This window comes from Klebsiella huaxiensis, assembly GCF_003261575.2.
Taxonomy (GTDB): Bacteria; Pseudomonadota; Gammaproteobacteria; order Enterobacterales; family Enterobacteriaceae; genus Klebsiella; species Klebsiella huaxiensis.
Map to the genome: position 1 here is coordinate 361,954 of NZ_CP036175.1, position 24,026 is coordinate 385,979.

Below are 24,026 nucleotides of genomic sequence, written 5' to 3' on the forward strand. Positions count from 1 at the left end.
GGTGTTAGCCGTCATCCGGCAATTATCATTACTGTTCGGTACTCGGTGTATTAATCATCCGGTTTAGCCAGGGTACCATCATCGCCATGACCACCGTTACCGCCAGCGTCACCAGACCGATTTTGCTGAAGACGTTGGTGTAGATTGGCAGCGTTTGTAGCGGGTCGGTAATATTGTCCGGCACGGCGGTGAAGGTGGCGACGTAGCCGCCCATCAGGAATGCGGCGGCCTGCGTCAGAAACCACATCCCAAGAATAAAGCCCATCAAATGCTGCGGTACCAGCGCGGCGACCATCGCCAGCCCCAGGGCGCTAATCAACAATTCTCCCAGGCTCTGGAACAGATAGATCAGTACGATAAACCACGGTGAAGTTAGCCCCTGCGCGTCGGCAAACCACATTCCCGCGGCGGCGGCTGTCAGAAAGCCGAGCGAGCAGAGAAACATGCCGAGCGTAAATTTCATCGGCATGGTCAGGTCTTTGCCTTTGTTACCTAAACGCGTGTAGATAGCGGCCAGAATTGGGCTGGCAACGACCACCCAGAACGGGTTTAGCGCCTGGAAGCTGACCGGGTTAATGGCGAAACCGAGTATTTCATGATGGACGTTATTGATCGCAAAGAAGTTCAGAGAGGTCGGCATCTGCGCGTACAAAATGTAGAACAGCACGGCTTCCAGCATCAGGATAAACGCGACGAACATTTTGTTGCGCCCGGTTTTATCCAGCTTGAAGGCCTCGCGGAAGAAGAAAATCGTCACCACCAGGGAGAGGAAAATTAGCACCAGGTTGGCAATTTTAACGTTGTGCATCAGCCAGGCGCAGAGGTAAATCATGACCACGGTACCCGCCAGTACCAATAGCAGATTACGCAAATTCAGCGGCTTGTGGTCCGGCTCGGAACCGATGTCTTTCACCATTCCACGACAGGCGAAGTAAACCAGCAGAGCGACGATCAGCCCTGCGCCGCACAGGTTGTAGGTCACCGCATAGCCGTACTTTTCAGCAATGACCGGTGCTAGCGATAGCGACAGCAGCGAGCCAATGTTAATCGACATATAAAACAGGGTGAACGCGCCATCCAGGCGGGCATCTTTCGGCGGATAGCACTTAGACAGCAGGCTTGCCGGGTTGGCCTTAAACAACCCGTTCCCCACCGCAATGGTCCCCAGAGCGATAAAAATCAGGTTGGGTTTTAGCAGCGACAGCCCGGTCATAAAGTAGCCTATCGCCAGCACGACCGCACCCAGAACCAGCGTACGTTTGGTACCGAGCAGATGGTCGCCGACATAGCCGCCAATGGAAATCAGGCCATACACCAGGGCTGCGAACGCGCCGAAGGTAATAAACGCCTGTTCCTGGGAGAATCCGAGCTGTTTAACAAAGAAAACGGCCAGGATACCCTGAACGCCGTAATAGCCAAATCGCTCCCAGAGCTCCACAAAGAAGATCATAAAGAATGGGCGGGGCTGTTGCAGTAAGCCTGTCGGTGCGGGTGAGTTCATCTTTCTTCGCCTTTTTATCCTGTCCGGAAAAGTATGAACGCGTATGCCAAAACGCGCTGAAAAAGTCTTATGGTGCGTAATGATGTGATTATTTTATAAATTGATGGATTATTATATGGGTATAAAACGGTTGAATTGGTTGATCAATCTAACATTGTGCTGATTTTTTGGATTTATATTCTTTTGGTGGGTTGGCGAGTGGAGTGCGGCGGGAACAAACAAAAACGCCCGCATACGCGGGCGTCGGTCAGCAGGGGAAACGGTTATTCGTCTTCTTCGTCGCGTAGCGGAACAATCAGCATATCGACGTGAACGGTATTGATCAGCTGACGAGCGGAGGACATCAGCTTGCTCCAGAAGTCCTGATGATGACCGCAAACCACCAGGTCCATATCATATTTTTTAATCGCATCAACCAGCACCTGGCCGAGGTCACCGCTGCCGCTCAGAGTCTCAGTAATCGGGTAACCTGCGTTGGTGGACAGTTCGCTTAACGCATGGTGTGTCTCTTCGGAAATGCGTTTCTGCATGTCGCCCAGATTGACATCAATAAGCCCGGTGTAGAGATCGGAGTAATTCACATCCACGTGGATCAGGGAAACTTTTGCATTGTAGGGACGGGCCATAGAAACGGCTTTTTCTACCAGTACTTTGCTTTCCGGGGACAGGTCTACTGCAATGAGAATGTGTTTGTAAGCCATGGTGTTACTCCTTCCATAAGTTGTCGATGACCGTTGGACCTGACAGCCAGCGCTGCCGCTTCGCCCGCGTCCTGCGTACCACATGCGCGGGGGTTAGTCCTTAAGGACTTAATTGTAGAAGATATTTCTACCTTATAGCGCCCCTCGCGCTTCGTCAATCTACCTTGTTCAGCAAATAGTTAAACAAATATATCCGATTTATGCATTGATAACGGTTAACGTTGTGGTAAAAAAATTAACGGATCTCCTACACTATTTAATGAGCCGATCGAATAAATAAACGTGATCGGAATCGCACTCTTTTACTGTACAGTCAATTTGATATTGGGGAGCGGTAGTCCCGGAGAGATTCTCCGAGGGCGGGTCGCCGGGGAGGAGGTATGATCAGCACGATTGCGCTGTTTTGGGCCCTGTGTATCGTTTGTGTGGTGAATATGGCACGCTACTTTTCGTCACTGCGTGCATTACTGGTTGTGCTACGTGGTTGCGACCCTTTGCTCTATCAATATGTCGACGGCGGTGGTTTTTTCACGTCGCATGGGCAGCCCAGCAAGCAGATGCGTTTGGTTTGGTATATTTATGCCCAGCGCTATCACGATCATCATGATGATGAGTTTATCCGTCGCTGCGAGCGGGTTCGGCGGCAGTTTATACTCACTAGCGCGCTATGCGGCCTGGTGGTTGTGAGTATGATTGCTCTGCTTATCTGGCATTAGTCCGGCTAAAACCAAAAAAAACGGGCCAGTTTCCTGACCCGTTAATATTTTTTGCGCGTGCTATCCGCTTAGATAATCTTCAGCGAGAGCCAGTACAGCGCGCCTGACAACAGAATCGCTGCGGGCAGGGTGAGTACCCAGGCCATCAGGATACTGGTGACGGTTTTCTTCTGCAGGCCGCCGCCATCAACGAGCATGGTCCCCGCAACGGAGGAGGAGAGCACGTGAGTGGTGGAAACCGGCATACCGGTATAGCTCGCCAGACCAATCGATACGGCTGCGGTCATCTGGGCTGACATACCTTGTGCGTAGGTCATCCCTTTCTTACCAATTTTCTCGCCGATAGTGGTCGCCACGCGACGCCAGCCGATCATCGTACCGATACCCAACGCCAGAGCAACCGCCATGATAATCCAGATTGGCGCGTACTCGATGGTGCTCAACATATCGGTTTTCAGTTTCTTCAGTAGACGCTTATCTTCGGCATTCACTTCCGGCAGCTTCGCCACTTTATCAGTGGTGTCAGAGATGCAGAGCATCACCCGACGCAACTGGCTACGCTGTTCAACGGAGAGCGTGTCGTAGCTTTCAGTGCCGGTCAGCATCGTCTTCATGCGGTCAAGCGCGTTGATGGTGTTAGCCGGGTGGCAGTGAAATTCACCGTCAGCGGCGACACCCGTGCTCGGAGGCGGGATAAGCTGTTCGGCACCGGTCACTTTCTTCAACAGCTCAGGGCGCTGCTGGAAGAAGGTTTCCACGTTGTTGACCGCATCACGGGTACGGGTGATTTCGTAGCCGGAAGCGTTCATGTTGACCACGAAGCCCGCCGGAGCGACGCCGATCAGAACCAGCATCACCAGACCAATGCCTTTTTGTCCATCGTTCGCACCGTGCGAGAAAGCCACGCCAATGGCTGACAGAATCAGCGCAATACGCGTCCAGAATGGCGGTTTTTTCTTGCCGTCTTTCTTTTCACGTTCAGCAGGTGTCAGGTGGATACGAGCACGTTTTTTGGTATTGCTCCAGTAACGACGCAGGATGAAAATTAAACCACCCGCAACCACCAGGCCAACGATTGGCGAGATGATGAGCGAGCCGAAAATACCCATGACTTTCGGGATATTCAGCGCGTCCACGACCGAAGTGCCGGTCATCAGCGCATTGGTTAAACCAATACCGATGATCGCGCCGATCAGCGTGTGCGAGCTGGAGGCCGGGAGGCCGAAATACCAGGTTCCGAGGTTCCAGATAATTGCCGCCAGCAGCATGGAGAAGACCATGGCGAGGCCATGTGCTGAACCCATGTTAAGCAGCAGGTCGGTCGGTAACATATGCACGATGGCATAGGCAACGCTAAGACCGCCCAACAGAACGCCGAAGAAGTTAAAAAGGGCCGCCATCGCCACAGCAAGCTGCGACCGCATTGCGCGTGTGTAAATCACCGTTGCAACAGCGTTTGCGGTATCATGAAAACCATTGATCGCTTCGTAAAACAGCACGAAAGCAAGAGCAAGCAATAATAATAGCCCGGTATGTAAATCCAGACCGGCAAATAAATGTAGCATAGGACGTTACGCCATTTTGAGGACATGAACGCGGCGCATTATCAGTGACTTTCGCGGCGCGGGCAAAGTGAAATATAGACTTTTTTTGATTTTCTTCCTGTTTAAGTTTTACCTTGTTGGGAGTATTCCTATATCTTTCAATGAGGTACATAAGTGCAGTTTTTTTCCTGCTGGTGCGACCAGAGTGAAAAATTTACAATTCCCGACAATCGGGATATGAGGGATGTTGTGTGGAAAGGTTTGATGCCATCGTAATTGGCGCCGGAGCGGCGGGAATGTTTTGTGCAGCGCAGGCAGGGCAAGCGGGCTGCCGCGTGCTTTTGCTCGATAATGGCAAAAAGCCAGGTCGCAAGATACTGATGTCCGGCGGCGGGCGCTGCAACTTTACTAATATGTATATCGAACCCGCGGCATATCTCAGCCAAAACCCGCATTTTTGCAAATCTGCGCTGGCGCGCTACAGCCAGTGGGACTTTATCGACCTGGTTGGCAAACACAACATCGCCTGGCATGAGAAGACGCTGGGCCAGCTTTTTTGCGATGATTCAGCCGAGCAAATCGTTAACCTGCTGCTGGCCGAGTGTGAAAAGGGCGGCGTGCAAATTCGTCTGCGTACGGAAATTCTCAGCGTCGAACGTGATGACGAAGGTTACATGCTGCAGCTTAACGGCGACACGGTGGTGGCGAAAAAGCTGGTGGTTGCTTCGGGTGGGCTGTCTATGCCCGGTTTGGGCGCTTCGCCGTTTGGTTACAAACTTGCCGAGCAGTTTGGCCTGAAGGTGCTGCCGACTCGCGCCGGACTGGTACCGTTCACCCTGCATAAGCCGCTGCTTGAACAGTTACAGGTACTGTCCGGGGTTTCGGTGCCTTCAACCATTACCGCTGAAAACGGTACGGTCTTCCGCGAAAATCTGCTCTTTACCCACCGTGGGCTGTCCGGCCCGGCGGTGCTGCAAATTTCCAGCTACTGGCAGCCGGGAGAATTCGTCAGTATTAATTTGCTGCCGGATTGCCATCTTGATGAGTTCCTCGACGAGCAACGTGCGGCGCATCCCAATCAGAGCCTGAAAAATACGCTGGCGATGCAGTTGCCGAAGCGGCTGGTTGAGTGCTTGCAGCAACTGGGACAGCTTCCGGATGTTACTCTGAAACAGCTTAATGTCCGCGAGCAGCAGACGCTGGTTGAGACGCTGACCGCATGGCGCGTGCAGCCGAACGGTACTGAGGGCTATCGAACGGCGGAGGTAACTCTCGGCGGCGTGGATACCAATGAGCTCTCTTCGCGCACCATGGAGGCCCGCAAGGTGCCGGGACTCTATTTTATCGGCGAAGTGATGGACGTGACCGGTTGGCTTGGCGGATATAATTTCCAGTGGGCCTGGGCGTCAGCCTGGGCGTGCGCGCAGGCGCTGGTTGAAGAGTAACAGATGAGCCCGGTAGCTCTAACCACCGGGCGTAATAATCAGTTCAGACCAAGAAAATACTGGGCGATTTTGAAGTAGATAATCAATCCGGTGCCGTCGATAAGGGTGGCGATAAACGGTGCTGAAACCACCGCCGGGTCGATACCGATGCGCTTGAGCGTCAGCGGGATCACCGATGATACCACCGCGCTCCACAGGGTAATGCATACCAGCGTCAGGCTGACAATTAGCGTGATTTCCATGCCGATGCCCATCATCCACGCGCGCAGGCAGCCCGCCATACCGAGGGTGATGGCGATCAGCAACGAGGTGGAGACCTCTTTACGGATCACGCGCCCCATATCCCGTAGCCGCACTTCCCCAAGCGCCATGGAGCGCACCAGGGTGGAGGTGATCTGCGTCCCGCTGTTGCCGCCGGTACCAATCAGCAGCGGAATGAAAAAGGCCAGTGCAATCGCTGACTCCAGCGCTTCCTCAAAATGCTGTAATACGCTGCTGGTGTAGGCTTCGGCGACGAACAGTAGCAGTAGCCAGACCGAACGCTTTTTCCAGAGCGCCCACGGACTGGTTTCCAGATACGGCTTTTCCAGTGGCAGCGTTGCTCCCTGACGCTGGGCATCTTCAGTCACATCATCTTCCAGCAGATGGGCAATCTCTTTTTCCATCAGGCAGCCGACCAGCTCGCCCTTTTCGACTACCGGTACCAGGTCGAGACCACGCTCGGCCAGTTCGGCGACCACCTGCGGGCGCTCGTCGTCAGGCCTGACACGAAACAGACAGCTATCCATTAAATAACGAATGGATTGAGCGGTATCGCTCTCCTGGAGCAGCTTTTTAATCGACAAGCTACCGCGCAGTTTTTTCCCGGCGACGACAAAAACCTGGGCGGGGATCTCATCGCTGGCGAGCTGAGAAATGAAGAGTTCTCGTGCTTCATGAACGCTGAGATGCTCCGGCAGAGTAATGAAATCGGTACGCATGTACTGGGCGATGGCATCGCCGTCAAAAGCAGAGGTAGCCTGATGCGCGGCGCACAGTTGAATTGAAGACATGGTGTAATTCCCTATAAAAAATCACTCATAGGGGCGAACAAGACAGGATGAGCACAGGCAGATCCCTACGTCCTGGTTTTAGCACTGCACAACGTATCTGTCCGGCATGAACGCCGTCAGAAGTTACCTTGGCAACACCTTGATTCGATGGAAGCCTGTATTTCCCTGAGTGGTCTCTCTCGATACCAGCAGGGCGGTAACTTATATTTATGCAGGAGCCTCGCCATAACGAGATCGTTAAATGAGGCGTAATTATTAGCGAAGGTGGATAATTAACCAAGCGTATAATTCATATGGTTTATTAATTGTTGAGAAATCCTGGTTGTTCTCTGGCGATTCAGGGCTGACCGTCAAAGCGATGTATCGCCTGACGCAGGAAATCGACTACCCGTCGGGCTTCGGGCCGCAGTTCCGTTTGCCGCAGGCTCGCCACTCCGACGTCCATCCACGTCATACAATCGTCGACCGTGCGTCGCATCACGCGCAGCCCCTCAAGCGACCAGGGGCGCCAGACGAGGTCCGAAAGGATCGTGACGCCCTTCCCCTGTGAAACAAAAGTGCGGATGGCCTCGAAGGAGTTGGTGCGATAGCGAATATCCGGCTGCCCGCCGCGCTGCCGCCAGACGTCAAGGATCACGGTGGGGTAGTCATCGGTCTCAAGCAGCAAAAACGGGACCTTTGCGATATCGGCTAGCCGCAGTTCCGGCTGGCTGAGTAAAGGGTGGCCGATTGGCGCCCACAGACGACGCAGGGAGCGCAGAAAAGTATCGATCGTCAGATCATCATCGTGGCGAATGTTTGACGTCAACACCAGGCAAAAGTCGACCTCCTGCTGATGTAAGGATGTTATCAGCGCCTGAGATGAACCCTCCTGAAAATGAATCTCCAGCAGCGGGAAGCGGCGCTCCAGCTCGTTATAAATGCCGGGCAGCAGATAGGCTGAGAGCGTTTCAGCGATGCCTACCCGCACGCTGCCGGTGGTCATTTCCGGCTGATTGTGCAGGTCGTTAATCGCGGCTTCGCTAGCGGAGAGGATTTTGCGCGCATGGCTCAGAAAGCGTTCCCCGTCGACAGTAAGCTCAATGCCCTTCGGATGGCGAACAAAGAGTTGCGTGTTCATAATCGTTTCCAGATTACGCATCGCGACCGTCATAGATGACTGAGAGATATGGCAACGCCCCGCGGCTTTTGAGATTTGTAGCGTTTCGGCCAGCGCGACGTAGAATTCCAGCTGTCTTAGGGTGAACTTCATAGTTTCAAACTATACGCCTGAATGAAAACTTTATATTAGCACTGGCTTATTCGTGAGCAGTACCCTGAATGGCATAGGTTTAAGGTAAATCAAGGAGTTTGTATGCCTTATCTTCTGCTCGCGCTGGCGGCCTGCTTCTGGGGCGGTAATTATGTGATTGGTCACCTGCTGGTATCGCAGGTTGACCCTATTGTGCTATCAGCGCTGCGCTGGTGGGCCACCGCTATCCTGCTGATGATGCTCTACTTTCGCCAGGTTAAACAGCAGTGGCCAGCGATAAAACAGGCGAAAGGGATTGTTTTCTTTCTGGCACTGTGCGGCCAGGTTTTATTTCCTCTGACGCTCTATGTCGGTCTGCAATATACCTCATCATTGAATGCGGCGATTTATTTGTCGACGACCCCGGCGATGGTGCTACTGATTAACCGTTTTATATTTCACGAGCGTATTTCGACGGGAAATATAGCGGGTGTGATATTAAGTTCCTGCGGTGTTATCTGGCTTATTTTGCAAGGGAACGTCACGGACTGGTCAACTTTGCGCAACCTGAATCGGGGCGATCTCTGGACCATGGGTTCGGCGATAAGCTGGGCGGCCTACTGCGCTTTTTTGCGCCTGAAGCCAAAAGCGGTGGCTGGTAATGGCTTTGTCGCCGTCAGCGCCTCGGTGGGGGCGATTATGCTGCTGCCGGTTTTGATGGCGAATACGCTACAGGCGGCCGATCTGGATTTAGCACCTTACCTGTCGCTGGATTTCCTTCTCGGACTGGCTTATCTGGTGATTTTCCCTTCCTGGCTCTCTTACCTTTTGTGGAATAAAGGTATTGCGGCGATTGGCGCCACGCGTGGGGAGGTGTTCTCGCACCTCATTCCGCTCAGCGGCGGCCTGTTCAGCATTCTCTTTCTGCACGCGCCGCTCTATACGTACCACCTGATCAGCGCACTGGCGATTGTCTGTGGTATTACCCTGTGCTCGCGTTCGCGCCGGGTTATTGAGTCCCACGCTTTATGAGTGAGAGGACTTCTCTTCCGTCGGCAGGCACTGCAAATGACCGTGGCGTACGCCGCGCTGGGCGATGACATCATCAGCAAAATGCTGAACATCGCCCATATCGCCTTTCAGCACGGCAATCTCCAGGCAGTCGTCGTGGTTGATATGGACGTGCAGAGTGGCGACGGAGAGATCGTGATGATGATGCTGAGTCGAGACTAAACGGCTGGCTAAATCACGTTTCTCATGTTCATAAACGTAGGAGAGTACCGCGAAGCCCTGAGTGCCGTGCTCCTGGGTGGTTTCCTGGGCCAGCGCGCCGCGCAGAATATCGCGGATAGCCTCGGAGCGGTTGTTGTAGCCACGGCGCTGGCTCAGGCTATCCAGCGTTTCGAGTAAATCGTCATCAAGGGTGATAGTGACACGTTGCATCTGTTAGACCTTATTACGGCGTACGGGAAAGGCGGGAAGTACCGCATTTTGTAACACGCGACCGGCATGAGAAGAAAACGTTAATTTATCGCCCACGGTCTGCGTCTCGACGATTTGCCCCTCGTCCATCACCATCACCCGCTGGCAAAAGCGTTCCACCAGACGCAAATCGTGGGTGATAAACAGGCAGGCGGTGCCGAACTGCTGTTGCAGTTTTTTGAGTAGCCGAATGACGCTTGCCTGGAGAACCAGATCGAGGTTAGACACCGCTTCATCAAGGATCAGCAATTTGGGCTCAACGACCAGCGCCCGCGCCAGGCAGACGCGCTGGAGCTGCCCGCCGCTCAGCTGCGGTGGCCGTTTGTCGAGTACGCTATCGTCCAGATCGACTGCATTGAGCATTTCACTGGCGCGGGCTAGCTGTTCTGGTTTTGTTAGCGACAGCAGGTGGCGCATCGGTTCACGCAAAATCTCACGCACCGTTTTCCGCGGATTTACCGCGCTGATGGAGTCCTGAAACACCATCTGAATATCCCGGCGAAATGCTTTTTGTTTGCTGCGATTGAGGTGGGCGAGCGGCTCGCCGCGCCAGCTGACGCTGCCCTCGGTGGGTGATTCCAGCCCAACCAGCAGGCGCGCCAGCGTGCTTTTTCCACAGCCGCTACGTCCCAGCAGGGCGACGGTTTCGCCGTTTTTCAGCGCTAAAGAAACCTCTTTTAGCACCGGTAAGTTTGCGTATCGGTGTGAGAGCGTAGAGACGCTAAGTAATGTCATAAGGCCATCTCCAGCCCATACAGGGCGAGATGTGCGGCAACCAGATTGCGGGTGATGGGGTGCTGTGGCGCGTTGAAGATGGTTTCGACATTCCCCTGTTCCACGATCTTGCCGTTATCCATCACCGCTACGTCGTCCGCCAGCCGCGCGACGACGCCCATATCGTGAGTGACCAGCAGCATTCCAGGTGCACGGCTGCGCATTATGCTCTCCAGCAGATCGAGAATGCACGCCTGGGCAACGACGTCGAGATCGGTGGTCGGCTCATCGGCGATGATAAACGGCGCATCGCACAACAGCGCCATCGCAATCATCATCCGCTGCAGCATGCCGCCGCTCATCTCGAAGGGATAAAGCTTCAGCACGCGCTCAGCCTGATCCAGCCCCACGGACTCTAACGCACTGATAAGCGTAGCGTCATCTGATGGTTTGCCTAATGCCCGGCAGGTTTCCCGCGCGTGAGCTGCCATTGTATGCAGCGGATTAAAAGCGCTGCGCGGGTTTTGCATAATGGTGGCGATTTTCACACCACGCAGTTCGCTGGGTGAAATGGGTTTGCCATCCGCAAGGATTGTCCCTGCGGTTTGCCGTATGCCAGAGGGAAGAATGCCCAGTGCCGCCGCGCAGGTCAGGGACTTTCCGCTGCCGCTACCGCCGACCAGCGCCAGCACGCTCCCGCGTTTAAGCGTCAAAGAGACGCCATGCACCAGCGGACGTTCGGCCCGTAAGGTGATGTTTTGTAGTTCAATCTGTTGCGGCATCAGTGGACATGCTCCGTTTCCAGATGGGGGTCGAGATGATCGCGCAGTGCATCACCCACCATATTGAAGGCCATCACGCTGATAAACAGCGCCAGCCCCGGCCAGAACATTTGCAGCGGCTGGGTCCAGATGTACTGACGGGCGTCGTTAATCATCACCCCCCATTCTGCGGTGGGCGCGGTCACGCCAAGGCCGAGGAACGACATCCCGGCGACGTGCAGCATCATATGACCGATATCCAGGGTCGCCAGTACCAGCAGCGATGGGATCACCGCTCCGGCCAGATGGTCGATAAATACCCGAACATGACCCGCGCCGGAAAGCCGTGAGGCAAGCACAAATTCGCGCTGGCGTAGCGAGATAGTCAGGCTGCGTACCATCCGCGCATACCACGCCCAGTGCGACAGGGCGATGGCGATAATGACGTTGGTCAGCCCGGTACCCAGAACGCCGACCATAAAAAAGGAGAGGATCGAGGTCGGGAAGGTCATAAACATATCTGCGATACGCATGGTGACCTGATCGACACGGCCGCCAATCAGCCCCGCGCTTCCGCCGACGATCAGCCCTAGCGCCAGAACTAACAGCAAACAGGCCATCACCGAACCGAGCGACACGCGGGTTGCCGCCAGCAGGCGCGAGAAAATATCGCGCCCCAGATGGTCGGTACCCAGCCAGTGTTGGCTGTCAGGTGACAGCAGGCGCGAAGGTAAATTAATCGCCTGCGGGTCGTACGGTAGCCACCACTGGCTGGTAAGCGCAATCACCGCCAGCAGGGCAATCACGATTAAAGAGAGGCGGACGGACCCGCGTGAAGAGAAGAAAAAGTTCACGAGTGCGCTCCTTCATGGCGGCGAATGCGCGGATCCAGCGCGGCGTTCAGCAAGTCAACAATCAGGTTACAGACCACAAAAACGGTAACCATCATCAGCGTAAAACACTGAATGACCGGGTAGTCGCGGTTAAAAATCGCCGAGACGGCGTAGCGACCGACGCCCGGCCAGGCAAAGATATTCTCGATGATCATGGTGCCACCAATCAGCTCGCCGATATGCATTCCGACGGCAGTGATCATCGGCAGCGAGGCGTTACGTAGAATATGACGGCGCTCGGTTTGCTTATCGTTGAGGCCGCGCAGCCGCGCCCAGGTCACATGACGCTGTCCGGCGACCTCCAGCATACTGGCGCGCAGCAGGCGGGCGTTAATCGCCAGCGACATAAAGGCTATCGATACCGCAGGCAGAATGATGTGTTGCCAGCCGCCGTAGCCCATGGCAGGCAGCCATTGCAGGTAAACGGAGAAGAACATTACCAGCAGAAAGGCGAGCCAGAAGTTGGGCATTGAGACGCCGAGGAAAGCGATAACCCGCACAACAAAATCCGGCAGACGATCGCGGTGGCGCGCCGCCCAGATGCCGAGCGGTACGGAGGTGAGCAGGATCAGTATCAGCGCCGCGCCCGCCAGCTCCAGCGTGGCAGGAAGGAAGGTCAGCATATCCTCCAGTACCGGACGCTGAGTCGCGAACGAGATGCCAAAATCCAGGTGCAGCGCCTTCCACAGCCAGGCGCCGTACTGCACGATAAGCGGCTGATCCAGACCCAGCATCACCCGCGTGGATGCGACCATCTCCGGCGTCGGCGGCAGGTTCGACAGGCGCAAATAGTCGAGCGCCGGGTCGCCGGTCCCCAGGCGCAGCATTAAAAAGATAATCACCGAGGCGGCGAAAATCATCGGAATCAGCAGCGCCATGCGCCGCAACGCGTAACGCAACATCAGGGTTTCACCGGCTTAATCTGTTCAAACGGAATTTCAGAGGCAATTGGCGCGTAGGGAATCGGGCCCAGCTCTGGTCTGGCGACCACCATCATCGAGACATAGCTGATAGGCAAATAGACGGCGTCATTGTGCAGGTGGGTCAGAATGTCGCGATACAATGCCTGACGCTGGGTTTCATCGGCGGTTTCCAGCACCTCGCTAATCTCTTTATCAATGATCGGCTTATCAGCTAAGCCCTGCTGGGCTTGAAAATCGGCGTGCGATGGGACGCGCATCGAACTCATAAAGGCGTGCGGATCGTACGGCGCGCCCCAGGTGCGGTTGAAAATCATGCCGAAGCGACCGTTGCGCTGGCGGGCATAAATACTGCTCTCTTCCTCGCCGACCAGCGCCACATCCACGCCAATCTGACGCATATCAGCCTGAATGATTTCCGCCATCGATTTGCTCAACGCATCGGTACCAATAAACGCCAGCTCAATACGCAGCGGCTGGCCGTTTTTCTCACGGATATTTTTACCCGCGGGCATTATCCAGCCCGCTTTTTCCAGCAATGATTTTGCCTGCTGCGGGTCGTACTGGCGCGGTTTCAAGCCAATATTCGCGTAAGGGACGGTGGGAGAAAATAGCGTATCGGCTACCTGCTGGGTGCCGTATAGGGCGTTATCGATAAGCGATTTTTTATTTACCGCGTAGTTCAGCGCTTCGCGTACCGCCAGCTCGTTGGTGGGAGCCTTTGCGGAGTTCAGCGCCAGCATGACCGTTTCAATCGGCTGCGAAAGCTGGGTTCGGTAAGCGGGGTTATGGCTGAAGCGGGCGAAGGTGTCGAGCGGCAGCAGCCCTTCGTTGCCATACAACAGGTCGATATCGCCGGTTTCAAACGCCACCGCACGGGTGGTCGGGTCCGGGATCACCTTGACGGTAATCTTTTGAATCTGCGGTTTTTCGCCCCAGTAACGGTCGTTACGTACCAGCACGTCGAACTGATTGAGCTTTGACTCTTGCAGCACCCACGGGCCGGTGCCGATCGGCGCTTTAATGCCGTGCAGGGTCTCGTTGTCTTTAAACTGCGAGGGGGCGATAAAGCGGAAAGGGCGCGGCAGCGCCAGCTCCTGCAGAAATGGGTAATACGCGCTTTTCAGGGTAATTTGCAGCTTGTTTTTGCTGAGTGCCTTGACGTCGACTATCTGATTGACCAACTCCAGCCAGGCGTGGCGCTGACGGTTATCCAGCACCGCGCGAAAGTTCTCTGCCGCAGCAACGGCGTCAAAGGCTTCGCCGTTCGAGAATTGCACATCGTCGCGCAGGGTGAAGGTCCATATTTTGCCGTCCGCCGAATGAGTCCAGCTTTTTGCCAGCCACGGGGTAACCGAACCATCCGCCTGATACTTCACCAGCGGTTCATAAACCATGCTCTGGGCGAACATCTGGTTGGGCGTATAGAGGTGCGGATTGAGCGGCCCGACGTTGACCGGCCAGGCGGTGGTGATTTCGTTGGGGGCGGCATTGGCCAGCAAAGGTGCGCAGGCAATTAGCGCCAGCAGGGTGGTGCGGATAATAGACAAGGCTTTAGTCTCAGCGACAGGAAAGTATGACGATTTTAAGGATTCATCATACTTTCAGCGTAAGCTGGATCAATATTGGGCCTGAAAGTATAAGAAAAAAGTATATATTTTTGACGGTATGAAATAGAGAACAAGCCTGCCGCAGTTCCGGCACATCTCCCGGAGGCGGCGCTTGACGCGCCTGTCCGGGCTACCGGCCCGGAGACGGCGGTGAACCCGTAGCCGGGTAATAAGCCCATCAGGGCGTTCTGAACAGATCGAGCAGCGTGGCGACCTGCTCATCAATCGGCGTTAAATCACGCTTAACGATCAGGTGCAGCGGCGTAGCCCGCCGTGCGCCGTGGCCCAGCGGCAGCGCTTTCAGCACCCCCTGTTTGAGCTGTGAACGAATGCGCTCTTCCGGTAGCCAGCCAAAACCGACCTGATACAGCACTGCATCAATGGCGGCATCAATAGTGGAGAACGTCCACGCGTCGCGGGCGGATTGCGGGTCGTTGCTGCGGTCAGCGATGCGCACCAGCGGCCAGGGGGCCAGCGTATTATCATCCAGCGGCCCCTCGAATGCCGAAAGCGGGTGATCGCGATGGGCGACGGCGACAAAATCAATATTCATCAGCCACTCTCCGCGCCCGGTAATATCCTGACGGCGGGTCAGCACCATCACATCGGCCTCGGTGCGGGCAGGGTGTTCTTCCTCAAGGTTTTCCAGCACTTCGGTCAGCCTCACCTGGGTTTGCGGATAGTGTTGCTGAAACTGACGCAGAATGGCGAATAGCCGATCGCGGGGGAAAATGCTGTCGACCACCAGGTCCAGCCGGGTCCGCGCGCCGTCGCGCAGGGTCGCGGCATGGGTTTCAACATAAGAAAAGGCCTTCAAAAGCGGCTTGACCTGGCCGAGCAGCAGCTCGCCCGCTGGGGTCAGCACCGCACGACGACCTGATGGCGTGAGCAGCGTGACGCCCAGACGCTCCTGCAACAGCGCAAGGTTATAGCTCACCGAAGACTGGCTGCGATGGGTCTCTTCCGCCGCCTTCGCAAAGCTACCCAGCTCAACAACTTTTTCCAGTAGCGCCCATTGCTCGAGGGTGGTCTTGTGCATAATTAATCTAAAAAATGGATGAATTTAATCCAAACATAGCGTTATTTATCCATTTTTTAAAGCAGTATGCTTGTTCTCAACAAATAGAGGAGAACAAATTATGAGTACTTTCGACAAACATGACCTCAGCGGTTTTATCGGCAAACATCTGGTTTATACCTACGATAATGGCTGGAACTACGAGATTTACGTTAAAAACAGCACGACTCTGGATTATCGAATTCATAGTGGGATCGTGGCGAATCGTTGGGTAAAAGATCAGCAGGCATACATTGTTCGCGTAGGTGAAAGCATTTATAAAATTTCCTGGACTGAACCGACCGGCACAGACGTGAGCCTGATTGTTAATCTCGGCGATAAACTGTTCCATGGCACCATCTTTTTCCCGCGCTGGGTCATTAATCATCCGGAAAAAACCGTCTGCTTCCAGAACGATCATATCCCGCTGATGGTGTCTTACCGCGAAGCCGGTCCAGCTTATCCAACAGAAGTGATCGATGAGTTTGCCACTATCACCTTTGTTCGCGATTGCGGCGCGGATAATAACGAAGTGATTAATTGTCCGGCTAACGAATTACCTCATAACTTTCCGGCCAATCTGTAACGTTGCTGAAATAATTTTGTGATTCAACTGGATTTTTTATATTTCGTAGACCATGTTTAAAGATGGTTTATTGGAATTCGGTTTAATATTCGTTTACTTTTCTCCAGCGCGTTCCTGCTATTTCTCCATGAAGTGGGAACGCCAACCCTCTGTTTATCTCGATTAAAATCAATTATCTCAATGATTTTCAACGAAAAATTAATGAACATCTAATTAATATTAATTTCTTAATATTATCCTAAGCAAACCTGTCTAAATTTAATAGCATCTAAATATCCTGTAATGAAATGCGCCATCAAACTGATTTCGCTTTCATTTTCATTTTGTTTAAGTCAGCAGGTGCAGGATATTTCTTATCGACCCCGTTCCTCGTCGGGTCATTTACAGAACAGGAAAATGATGAGCGATTTTTTGCCGTTTTCGCGCCCGTCGATGGGCGACGCAGAGCTGGCTGCGCTGCGTGAAGTTTTGCAATCGGGCTGGATCACCACCGGGCCGAAAAATCAGGCGCTGGAAGAGGCGTTCTGTACGTTAACTGGCAACCGCCACGCTATCGCAGTCAGTTCGGCGACCGGCGGGATGCACGTCACGCTAATGGCGATGGGAATCGGTGCGGGCGATGAAGTGATCACCCCTTCCCAAACCTGGGTTTCCACGCTGAACATGATCTGCCTGCTCGGCGCAACCCCGGTGATGATCGATGTCGATCCCGATAATCTGATGGTTACCCCTGAAGCGGTGGAAGCGGCGATCACTCCGCGTACTAAAGCGATCGTGCCCGTGCACTATGCGGGCGCGCCGGTGGATATCGACGCTATTCGCGCCATTGGCGAGCGGCACGGTATTCCGGTGATTGAAGACGCCGCCCACGCGGCAGGGACGTACTACAAAGGTCACCATGTCGGCTGGCGCGGCACCGCCATTTTCTCGTTCCACGCGATCAAAAACATGACCTGCGCCGAAGGCGGGTTGGTGGTGACCGACGATGACGAGCTGGCGACGCGCATTCGCAGCCTGAAGTTCCATGGTCTCGGCGTTGACGCCTATGACCGTCAGACCCTGGGTCGTGCCCCGCAGGCGGAGGTGATTTCTCCGGGCTTTAAATACAATCTGGCGGATATCAACGCCGCGCTGGCCCTGGTGCAGCTGGATAAACTGGCCCACGCCAATCTGCGGCGCGCCAAAATTGCCCAACGCTACTTGAGTGAACTCGCTGATACCCCATTCAAGCCGCTGTCAGTACCCGAGTGGGAACACCAGCACGCCTGGCACCTGTTTATTATCCGCGTCGATGAGGCCACCTGCGGTATCAGCCGCGATACTCTGATGGAAAAACTGAAAGCCATGGGTATCGGCACCGGCCTGCACTTCCGCGCGGCGCACACGCAAAAGTATTACCGCGAGCGTTTCCCTGACGTTTCATTACCGCATACGGAATGGAACAGCGCGCGCATTTGTTCCATTCCGTTGTTCCCGGATATGACCGATGACGATGTCACTCGGGTCATTGCCGCACTGCACCAGCTGTCAGGACGTTGATATGTTTAGCTATCCTCCCGTGAAAAAGGTCTCGGTCGTTATTCCTGTTTATAACGAACAGGAGAGCCTACCGGAGCTTATCCGCCGCACCGATACCGCCTGCGCGACGCTCGGACGCCAATATGAAATTCTGCTGGTCGACGACGGCAGTAGCGATGATTCGGCGCGGATGTTAACCGAAGCCGCTGAGGCCGAAGGCAGCCACGTGGTGGCGGTGTTGTTGAACCGCAACTATGGCCAACACTCGGCGATTATGGCGGGCTTCAGCCACGTCACCGGCGATCTGATCATTACCCTTGATGCCGACCTGCAAAACCCGCCGGAAGAGATCCCGCGTCTGGTGGAGAAGGCCGACGAGGGCTACGACGTAGTCGGTACCGTTCGCCAGAACCGCCAGGATACCTTTTTCCGTAAAAGCGCCTCGAAGATGATCAACCGCCTGATCCAGCGTACTACCGGTAAAGCGATGGGCGACTATGGCTGCATGCTGCGCGCCTATCGCCGCCACATTATCGATGCAATGCTCAACTGCCACGAGCGCAGTACGTTTATCCCAATTCTGGCGAATACCTTCGCCCGCCGGGCAATTGAGATCCCGGTAATGCACGCCGAGCGTGAATTTGGTGACTCCAAATACAGCTTTATGCGCCTGATTAACCTGATGTACGACCTGGTGACCTGCCTGACCACCACGCCGCTGCGTCTGTTGAGCCTGTTCGGCAGCGCCATCGCCCTGCTGGGCTTCGCCTTCGGCCTGCTGCTAGTGGTGCTGCGCCTGGTGTTTGGCCCACAGTGGGCGGCGGAAGGGGTGTTTATGCTCTTCGCGGTGTTGTTCATGTTTATCGGTGCCCAGTTTGTCGGTATGGGCCTGCTAGGGGAGTATATCGGCCGCATCTATAACGATGTTCGCGCCCGTCCCCGCTACTTTATTCAACGTGTTGTTCGCCAGCCGGAAACGGCATCTCAAGAGGAAGATCGTTCATGAAAGCCGTAGTCTTCGCTTATCACGATATGGGTTGTGCAGGTATTCAGTCTCTGCTGGATGCCGGTTATGACATCGCCGCTATTTTTACCCATCCGGACAACCCTGGCGAAAACCATTTCTTTGGCTCCGTTGCGCGTATTGCCGCGGAGCAAGGCATTCCGGTATGGGCGCCAGAAGACGTAAACCATCCGCTGTGGATCGAACGTATCCGTGAGATAAAACCGGACGTGTTGTTCTCGTTCTATTACCGCAACCTGCTATGCGATGACATTCTGAACCTCGCACCGCAGGGGGCTTTTAACCTCCACGGTTCTCTGTTGCCGAAATACCGTGGCCGTGCGCCGCTGAACTGGGTGCTGGTGAATGGTGAAAGCGAAACCGGCGTGACGCTGCATCGTATGGTTAACCGCGCCGATGCCGGGAATATCGTGGCGCAGAAAAGCGTGGCTATTGGCGCAGATGACGCGGCGCTGGTTCTGCATCGTAAACTCTGTGCTGCGGCATCCGAACTGCTGGGCCAGGCGCTGCCGGCGATCCGCAATGGCAAAATCGAAGAGCGCGGGCAGGATGAAAGCCAGGCAACCTGGGTGGGTCGCCGCACGCCGAAAGATGGCCGTCTTGACTGGGAGCAATCTGCCCAAACGCTGCATAACCTCGTGCGTGCGGTCTCCGACCCGTGGCCGGGGGCGTTCGGCTATGCCGGGGCCAACAAGTTTATCGTCTGGAAGTCCCGCGTGCGCCACGATCTAAGCGCTGCCAAAGCGGGGACGGTGATTTCCGTTGCGCCGCTGGTTGTTGCCTGTCAGGAAGGGGCGCTGGAAATCATCACCGGGCAGACCGAGCGCGGCGTTTATATGCAGGGTACGCAGCTGGCGCAGGCGCTGGGCCTGGTTGCCGGCGCGGTGCTGAGCAGCAAGCCGGTGGTAGCGATTAAGCGCCGCACCCGCGTGCTGATCCTCGGGGTGAACGGCTTTATCGGCAACCATCTGACCGAGCGCCTGTTGCAGGACGACAATTACGAGATTTACGGCCTGGATATTGGCTCTGACGCTATCAGCCGTTTCCTCGACAATCCACGTTTCCACTTTGTGGAAGGCGATATCAGTATTCACTCGGAGTGGATCGAGTACCACATTAAGAAGTGCGACGTCGTGCTACCGCTGGTGGCGATTGCCACGCCTATCGAATACACCCGCAACCCGCTACGCGTGTTCGAACTGGACTTCGAAGAGAACCTGAAGATTATCCGCGACTGCGTGAAATACGATAAGCGCATTATCTTCCCGTCGACGTCCGAAGTGTACGGCATGTGCACCGACAATAACTTCGATGAAGATAGTTCGAACCTGGTGGTCGGGCCGATCAACAAACAGCGCTGGATTTACTCGGTTTCCAAGCAGTTGCTGGACCGCGTGATCTGGGCTTATGGCGATAAGAACAACCTCAAGTTTACCCTGTTCCGTCCGTTCAACTGGATGGGGCCGCGTCTTGATAACCTGAACGCTGCACGCATCGGTAGCTCTCGTGCCATCACCCAACTGATCCTCAACCTGGTCGAAGGTTCGCCGATCAAGCTGATTGAGGGCGGTAAGCAGAAGCGTTGCTTCACTGATATCAGTGACGGTATCGAAGCGCTGTTCCGTATTATCGAGAACAAAGATGGCCGCTGTGACGGGCAGATTATCAACATTGGTAATCCGGATAACGAAGCGAGCATCAAAGAGCTGGCGGAAATGCTGCTGGCCTGCTTTGAGCGCCACCCGCTGCGCGACCGCTTCCCGCCGTTTGCCGGCTTCCGCGAAGTCGAAAGTAGCGATTACTACGGTAAAGGCTACCAGGACGTTGAGCACCGTAAGCCGAGCATTCGCAACGCGAAGCGCTGTCTGAACTGGGTGCCGACGGTAGAGATGGAAGAGACGGTGGAACACACCCTGGACTTCTTCCTGCGCACGGTTGAACTGGTGGACGACAACAAATCATGAGACAGGTCGGCTTACGCATAGATGTCGATACCTTTCGCGGTACGCGGGACGGGGTCCCGCGGCTGCTGGCTCTGCTAAGCCAGCACGGGATTCAGGCAAGCTTCTTTTTCAGCGTCGGGCCGGACAATATGGGGCGTCACTTATGGCGCCTGGTAAAACCGAAGTTTCTGTGGAAGATGCTGCGCTCAAAGGCCGCTTCGTTGTACGGCTGGGATATCCTGCTGGCCGGTACCGCCTGGCCGGGGCGCCGAATTGGTGCGGGTAATGAAGAGGTTATCCGCGCCGCCGCGCAGGAGCATGAAATCGGTCTGCACGCCTGGGATCACTATAGCTGGCAGGCGTGGAGCGGTGTCTGGCCACAGGAACGCCTGACGCTGGAGGTTGAGCGCGGACTGCTGGAGCTGGAGCGGATTATCGGCCGTCCAGTGGCCTGCTCCGCCGTGGCTGGCTGGCGTGCCGATCAGCGGGTCATCAAGGCCAAAGAAGCTTTTGATTTCCTCTATAACAGCGACTGTCGCGGGACAGGCCCGTTTCTGCCGCAGCTTGGCAACGGCGCGCCGGGAACCGTGCAAATCCCGGTGACGTTACCGACCTGGGATGAAGTGGTCGGCAGCGCGGTGGATATTGCGGGTTTCAATCGCTATCTGCTGGATTGTATCCATCGCGATATGGGTACGCCGGTCTATACCATCCACGCTGAAGTTGAAGGTATTGCCTTTGCTCAACAGTTCGATGAAATGCTGACCATGGCCGCTCAGGAAGAGATTCAGTTTTGCCCGCTAAGCCAGTTGCTGCCCGCCGATTTTAGCGTGCTGCCGCGAGGCAAAGTGGTTCGTGGAGAACTGGCTGGCCGGGAAGGCTGGCTTGGACGTGAACAATTACTCAATTCGGGTGTTTGATGAAAAGCATTCGCTACGGTGCGGCTCTGGTCGCTCTTTTTGCCCTCTACTATTTACTGCCGCTCAACTTCCGCTTGCTTTGGCAGCCGGATGAAACCCGCTATGCGGAAATCAGCCGTGAGATGCTGGCGACCGGCGACTGGGTGGTGCCGCATTTCCTCGGCCTGCGCTATTTTGAAAAACCAATCGCCGGATACTGGATTAACAGCATCGGTCAGTGGCTGTTCGGCCATAATAACTTTGGCGTCCGCTTCGGGGTGGTGTTCTCCATTACCGTCACCGCCCTGCTGGTAGCCTGGCTGGCATGGCGGATTTTCCGCGATAAACGCCTGGCGATCCTGTCGCCGGTTATCTTCCTGACCGCGCTGCTGGTCTACGGTATCGGTACCTATGCGGTACTGGACCCGATGATTACCATGTGGATGGCGTTGGCGATGTGCAGCTTCTGGGGTGCGGTACAGGCCCAAAGCCACAGCGGCAAAATCGTTGGCTACGTCTTACTGGGCGTGGCCTGCGGAATGGGGGTGATGACCAAAGGCTTTCTCGCGCTGGCGGTGCCGGTGGTCGGGGTATTGCCGTGGGTGATTGCGCGTAAGCGCTGGCGCGAAGTGCTGACCTACGGCTGGCTGGCGGTGGGCGTCTGCGTGCTGGTAGTGCTGCCGTGGGGGCTTGCCATCGCCAAACGCGAACCGGACTTCTGGCGCTACTTCTTCTGGGTTGAACATATCCAGCGTTTTGCTGAAAAAGATGCCCAGCATAAAGCGCCGTTCTGGTACTACATCCCGTTCCTGATTGCCGGGAGCCTGCCGTGGCTGGCGCTGCTACCAGGGGCGCTCAAGCGCGGCTGGACCGAACGCGATGAGTCGCGCGGGGCGCTGTATTTGCTCGGATGGGTGGCGATGCCGTTCCTGTTCTTCAGCATTGCCAAAGGTAAGCTACCAACCTACATCCTGCCGTGTTTCGCGCCGCTGTCGATTCTGATGGCTCGCTACGCGCTGGATGCCGCGAAGGCCGGTGCGAAAGCGCTGAAAATCAACGGCATGATCAACTTAGGCTTCGGTCTGATTGGCCTGGTCGCCGTGCTGGTGGTCTCGCCTTGGGGCTTTATGCACAATCCGGTGTGGAGCCACATTGAGCTGTACAAGTGCCTGTTGGCGGCGCTGATCTTTGGCTGCTGGGCGCTAATGGGCTGGCTGGCGATGAAAGATAATGGCCGCCGCTGGACCTTAGCCGCCATTTGCCCGCTGGGACTGGCGCTGCTGGTAGGTTTTGCTATCCCGGACCGGGTTATCGACAGCAAACAGCCGCAGTTCCTGGTGGATATCGTCAGCGAGTCGCTGACGCCAAGCCGCTATGTTTTGACCAATAATGTCGGTATTGCCGGTGGGCTGTCGTGGGAGCTAAAGCGTAGCGATATCATTCTGTTCGACAAGCAGGGCGAGCTGAAGTACGGTCTGTCCTGGCCGGATGCGCAGAGCCAGTTTGTGGATAAAGAACAGTTTGCCGATTGGCTGGCTGCGCACCGCCAGCAGGGGCCGATTTCACTGGTTCTGCTGATGGACAAAGGAGAGAGTATGGCCGACTTACCGCTACCCAAACCTGATAACTCCTACGAGCTAGGCCGGGTAGTGTTTATCCAGTACTTGCCGCAATGAGCGTCTGGATCTGTCTGGTTTTCGCCAGCTTACTGAGCTGCGCCGGACAGCTGTGCCAGAAACAGGCAACCCGCCCGTCCAAATCGGGGCGGCGAGGGCACCACATCCTTGGCTGGCTGGGGTTAGCATTACTCTCCCTGGGCTGCAGCATGCTGTTGTGGCTTAGCGTACTGCAGTCTATCCCGGTCAGCATTGCCTACCCGATGCTGAGCCTGAACTTTGTCTGGGTAACCCTTGCGGCGTGGGGGATCTGGCGCGAGCCGGTGGCGCGCCGCCACTGGGTTGGCGTAGGGCTGATCGTCGTCGGGATCGTTATTCTGGGGAGCCGCATCTGATGGGCTTAATCTGGGCATTATTCAGCGTCGGACTGGTCAGCGGCGCGCAGCTGTTGCTGCGTAGCGCCATGGTTGAACTGCCGCCGCTGACGGATTTACTCACCTTTCTCAACCATCTGCTGCATCTTCGGGCGGGGACCTTCGGCCTGGTGTTTGGCCTGCTCGGCTATCTGTTGTCGATGGTCTGCTGGTACTTCGCCCTGCACCAATTACCGCTGGCGAAGGCCTACGCGCTACTCAGTCTGAGCTACATTCTGGTGTGGGCCGCCGCCATCTGGCTCCCCGGCTGGTATGAGCCTTTCCACTGGCAATCGTTATTGGGCGTGCTGCTGATTGTCGCCGGGGTGCTGACTATCTTCTGGCCGGTGAAGCACCGGGGCTGATGCATCGACGCTGCTTCGTCCCGGTGGCGCTGCGG

23 protein-coding genes and 1 riboswitch are annotated in these 24,026 nt (G+C 55.5%); of the genes, 11 read left to right on the forward strand and 12 right to left on the reverse strand.

All coding sequences use genetic code 11. The annotated features are described in order from the left end of the window. Positions 1–28 precede the first annotated feature (28 nt). Positions 29–1,501, reverse strand: a complete 1,473-nt coding sequence (gene dtpB / locus DA718_RS01650) for a dipeptide/tripeptide permease DtpB (RefSeq protein WP_112214865.1) — start codon at positions 1,499–1,501, stop codon at positions 29–31. 263 nt (positions 1,502–1,764) lie between these two features. Then, positions 1,765–2,202, reverse strand: a complete 438-nt coding sequence (gene uspA / locus DA718_RS01655) for a universal stress protein UspA (protein WP_004126268.1) — start codon at positions 2,200–2,202, stop codon at positions 1,765–1,767. A 380-nt stretch (positions 2,203–2,582) separates the two neighbouring features. On the opposite strand from uspA, the gene uspB reads away from it, so the two are divergent. Continuing rightward, complete coding sequence (gene uspB, locus DA718_RS01660; protein ID WP_110274851.1) at positions 2,583–2,918, forward strand: universal stress protein UspB; 336 nt, start codon at positions 2,583–2,585, stop codon at positions 2,916–2,918. Between the two features lie 68 nt (positions 2,919–2,986). Here uspB and pitA read toward each other — a convergent pair whose 3' ends face one another. Then, on the reverse strand, positions 2,987–4,483 hold the full coding sequence (gene pitA, locus DA718_RS01665) for an inorganic phosphate transporter PitA (protein WP_112214864.1): 1,497 nt from the start codon (positions 4,481–4,483) through the stop codon (positions 2,987–2,989). 230 nt (positions 4,484–4,713) lie between these two features. Between pitA and DA718_RS01670 the strand changes: the two genes are divergently transcribed. After that, positions 4,714–5,907: a BaiN/RdsA family NAD(P)/FAD-dependent oxidoreductase gene (locus tag DA718_RS01670; RefSeq protein ID WP_112214863.1), complete on the forward strand. Its 1,194-nt coding sequence runs from the start codon at positions 4,714–4,716 to the stop codon at positions 5,905–5,907. A gap of 38 nt (positions 5,908–5,945) precedes the next feature. On the opposite strand, the gene DA718_RS01675 is transcribed toward DA718_RS01670, so the two are convergent. Both DA718_RS01675 and DA718_RS01680 read right to left on the reverse strand, forming a co-directional pair. After that, positions 5,946–6,959 (reverse strand): magnesium transporter, encoded by a 1,014-nt coding sequence (locus DA718_RS01675; protein WP_112214862.1) that lies wholly within the window; start codon positions 6,957–6,959, stop codon positions 5,946–5,948. Positions 6,960–7,015: 56 nt separating this feature from the next. After that, a riboswitch (M-box (ykoK) riboswitch) is annotated at positions 7,016–7,199 on the reverse strand. A gap of 97 nt (positions 7,200–7,296) precedes the next feature. Beyond that, positions 7,297–8,211, reverse strand: coding sequence for a LysR family transcriptional regulator (locus DA718_RS01680; RefSeq protein WP_112214861.1), 915 nt, complete (start codon positions 8,209–8,211; stop codon positions 7,297–7,299). Between the two features lie 102 nt (positions 8,212–8,313). Here DA718_RS01680 and DA718_RS01685 point away from each other — a divergent pair, with 102 nt between their 5' ends. Further along, positions 8,314–9,222 carry a DMT family transporter gene (locus tag DA718_RS01685; RefSeq protein WP_112214860.1) on the forward strand — a complete coding sequence of 303 codons (909 nt, stop codon included), beginning with the start codon at positions 8,314–8,316 and terminating at the stop codon, positions 9,220–9,222. Here DA718_RS01685 and nikR read toward each other — a convergent pair. From nikR to DA718_RS01720, 7 genes are all read right to left on the reverse strand, one after another. Continuing rightward, complete coding sequence (nikR, locus tag DA718_RS01690; RefSeq protein WP_112214859.1) at positions 9,217–9,633, reverse strand: nickel-responsive transcriptional regulator NikR; 417 nt, start codon at positions 9,631–9,633, stop codon at positions 9,217–9,219. The two genes, DA718_RS01685 and nikR, sit on opposite strands and share 6 nt — an antisense overlap. Positions 9,634–9,636: 3 nt before the next feature. Beyond that, on the reverse strand, positions 9,637–10,407 hold the full coding sequence (gene nikE, locus DA718_RS01695; RefSeq protein ID WP_112214858.1) for a nickel import ATP-binding protein NikE: 771 nt from the start codon (positions 10,405–10,407) through the stop codon (positions 9,637–9,639). Next, entirely contained in the window at positions 10,404–11,168 is a 765-nt protein-coding gene (gene nikD, locus DA718_RS01700) for a nickel import ATP-binding protein NikD (protein ID WP_112214857.1), read from the reverse strand. The genes nikE and nikD overlap by 4 nt, the downstream gene beginning before the upstream one ends. Beyond that, positions 11,168–12,001: a nickel ABC transporter permease subunit NikC gene (gene nikC / locus DA718_RS01705; RefSeq protein ID WP_112214856.1), complete on the reverse strand. Its 834-nt coding sequence runs from the start codon at positions 11,999–12,001 to the stop codon at positions 11,168–11,170. Before nikC ends, nikD begins: the two co-directional genes overlap by 1 nt. Beyond that, the gene (gene nikB / locus DA718_RS01710; protein WP_112214855.1) at positions 11,998–12,942 is read right to left on the reverse strand and encodes a nickel ABC transporter permease subunit NikB; all 945 of its coding nucleotides are present in this window, start codon (positions 12,940–12,942) and stop codon (positions 11,998–12,000) included. Before nikB ends, nikC begins: the two co-directional genes overlap by 4 nt. Beyond that, the gene (nikA, locus tag DA718_RS01715) at positions 12,942–14,510 is read right to left on the reverse strand and encodes a nickel ABC transporter substrate-binding protein (protein ID WP_112214854.1); all 1,569 of its coding nucleotides are present in this window, start codon (positions 14,508–14,510) and stop codon (positions 12,942–12,944) included. Before nikA ends, nikB begins: the two co-directional genes overlap by 1 nt. 238 nt (positions 14,511–14,748) lie before the next feature. Then, positions 14,749–15,609 (reverse strand): LysR family transcriptional regulator, encoded by an 861-nt coding sequence (locus DA718_RS01720; protein ID WP_112214853.1) that lies wholly within the window; start codon positions 15,607–15,609, stop codon positions 14,749–14,751. Between the two features lie 97 nt (positions 15,610–15,706). On the opposite strand from DA718_RS01720, the gene DA718_RS01725 reads away from it, so the two are divergent. The 8 genes from DA718_RS01725 (at position 15,707) to arnF (ending at position 23,991) form a co-directional block, all read left to right on the forward strand. After that, positions 15,707–16,213 carry a phenolic acid decarboxylase gene (locus DA718_RS01725; protein WP_167492846.1) on the forward strand — a complete coding sequence of 169 codons (507 nt, stop codon included), beginning with the start codon at positions 15,707–15,709 and terminating at the stop codon, positions 16,211–16,213. A gap of 399 nt (positions 16,214–16,612) precedes the next feature. After that, positions 16,613–17,752 carry a UDP-4-amino-4-deoxy-L-arabinose aminotransferase gene (gene arnB / locus DA718_RS01730; RefSeq protein ID WP_112214851.1) on the forward strand — a complete coding sequence of 380 codons (1,140 nt, stop codon included), beginning with the start codon at positions 16,613–16,615 and terminating at the stop codon, positions 17,750–17,752. A gap of 1 nt (position 17,753) precedes the next feature. Continuing rightward, on the forward strand, positions 17,754–18,737 hold the full coding sequence (arnC, locus tag DA718_RS01735) for an undecaprenyl-phosphate 4-deoxy-4-formamido-L-arabinose transferase (protein WP_112214850.1): 984 nt from the start codon (positions 17,754–17,756) through the stop codon (positions 18,735–18,737). After that, entirely contained in the window at positions 18,734–20,719 is a 1,986-nt protein-coding gene (arnA, locus tag DA718_RS01740; RefSeq protein ID WP_112214849.1) for a bifunctional UDP-4-amino-4-deoxy-L-arabinose formyltransferase/UDP-glucuronic acid oxidase ArnA, read from the forward strand. Before arnC ends, arnA begins: the two co-directional genes overlap by 4 nt. Beyond that, the gene (arnD, locus tag DA718_RS01745; protein WP_112214848.1) at positions 20,716–21,618 is read left to right on the forward strand and encodes a 4-deoxy-4-formamido-L-arabinose-phosphoundecaprenol deformylase; all 903 of its coding nucleotides are present in this window, start codon (positions 20,716–20,718) and stop codon (positions 21,616–21,618) included. The genes arnA and arnD overlap by 4 nt, the downstream gene beginning before the upstream one ends. Beyond that, on the forward strand, positions 21,618–23,273 hold the full coding sequence (gene arnT / locus DA718_RS01750) for a lipid IV(A) 4-amino-4-deoxy-L-arabinosyltransferase (protein WP_112214847.1): 1,656 nt from the start codon (positions 21,618–21,620) through the stop codon (positions 23,271–23,273). The genes arnD and arnT overlap by 1 nt, the downstream gene beginning before the upstream one ends. Beyond that, positions 23,270–23,608 carry a 4-amino-4-deoxy-L-arabinose-phosphoundecaprenol flippase subunit ArnE gene (gene arnE, locus DA718_RS01755; RefSeq protein ID WP_112214846.1) on the forward strand — a complete coding sequence of 113 codons (339 nt, stop codon included), beginning with the start codon at positions 23,270–23,272 and terminating at the stop codon, positions 23,606–23,608. The genes arnT and arnE overlap by 4 nt, the downstream gene beginning before the upstream one ends. Beyond that, positions 23,608–23,991, forward strand: coding sequence for a 4-amino-4-deoxy-L-arabinose-phosphoundecaprenol flippase subunit ArnF (arnF, locus tag DA718_RS01760; protein WP_112214845.1), 384 nt, complete (start codon positions 23,608–23,610; stop codon positions 23,989–23,991). The genes arnE and arnF overlap by 1 nt, the downstream gene beginning before the upstream one ends. The last annotated feature ends 35 nt before the right edge of the window (positions 23,992–24,026 follow it).

What these genes read in the sequence shown, in the direction of transcription:
- dtpB (WP_112214865.1), bottom strand. Translation starts at nt 1,501, where the DNA reads ATGAACTCACCCGCACCGACAGGCTTACTGCAACAGCCCCGCCCATTC.
- uspA (WP_004126268.1), bottom strand. Translation starts at nt 2,202, where the DNA reads ATGGCTTACAAACACATTCTCATTGCAGTAGACCTGTCCCCGGAAAGC.
- uspB (WP_110274851.1), top strand. Translation starts at nt 2,583, where the DNA reads ATGATCAGCACGATTGCGCTGTTTTGGGCCCTGTGTATCGTTTGTGTG.
- pitA (WP_112214864.1), bottom strand. Translation starts at nt 4,483, where the DNA reads ATGCTACATTTATTTGCCGGTCTGGATTTACATACCGGGCTATTATTA.
- DA718_RS01675 (WP_112214862.1), bottom strand. Translation starts at nt 6,959, where the DNA reads ATGTCTTCAATTCAACTGTGCGCCGCGCATCAGGCTACCTCTGCTTTT.
- DA718_RS01680 (WP_112214861.1), bottom strand. Translation starts at nt 8,211, where the DNA reads ATGAAGTTCACCCTAAGACAGCTGGAATTCTACGTCGCGCTGGCCGAA.
- DA718_RS01685 (WP_112214860.1), top strand. Translation starts at nt 8,314, where the DNA reads ATGCCTTATCTTCTGCTCGCGCTGGCGGCCTGCTTCTGGGGCGGTAAT.
- nikR (WP_112214859.1), bottom strand. Translation starts at nt 9,633, where the DNA reads ATGCAACGTGTCACTATCACCCTTGATGACGATTTACTCGAAACGCTG.
- nikE (WP_112214858.1), bottom strand. Translation starts at nt 10,407, where the DNA reads ATGACATTACTTAGCGTCTCTACGCTCTCACACCGATACGCAAACTTA.
- nikD (WP_112214857.1), bottom strand. Translation starts at nt 11,168, where the DNA reads ATGCCGCAACAGATTGAACTACAAAACATCACCTTACGGGCCGAACGT.
- nikB (WP_112214855.1), bottom strand. Translation starts at nt 12,942, where the DNA reads ATGTTGCGTTACGCGTTGCGGCGCATGGCGCTGCTGATTCCGATGATT.
- DA718_RS01720 (WP_112214853.1), bottom strand. Translation starts at nt 15,609, where the DNA reads ATGCACAAGACCACCCTCGAGCAATGGGCGCTACTGGAAAAAGTTGTT.
- arnB (WP_112214851.1), top strand. Translation starts at nt 16,613, where the DNA reads ATGAGCGATTTTTTGCCGTTTTCGCGCCCGTCGATGGGCGACGCAGAG.
- arnC (WP_112214850.1), top strand. Translation starts at nt 17,754, where the DNA reads ATGTTTAGCTATCCTCCCGTGAAAAAGGTCTCGGTCGTTATTCCTGTT.
- arnA (WP_112214849.1), top strand. Translation starts at nt 18,734, where the DNA reads ATGAAAGCCGTAGTCTTCGCTTATCACGATATGGGTTGTGCAGGTATT.
- arnD (WP_112214848.1), top strand. Translation starts at nt 20,716, where the DNA reads ATGAGACAGGTCGGCTTACGCATAGATGTCGATACCTTTCGCGGTACG.
- arnT (WP_112214847.1), top strand. Translation starts at nt 21,618, where the DNA reads ATGAAAAGCATTCGCTACGGTGCGGCTCTGGTCGCTCTTTTTGCCCTC.
- arnE (WP_112214846.1), top strand. Translation starts at nt 23,270, where the DNA reads ATGAGCGTCTGGATCTGTCTGGTTTTCGCCAGCTTACTGAGCTGCGCC.
- arnF (WP_112214845.1), top strand. Translation starts at nt 23,608, where the DNA reads ATGGGCTTAATCTGGGCATTATTCAGCGTCGGACTGGTCAGCGGCGCG.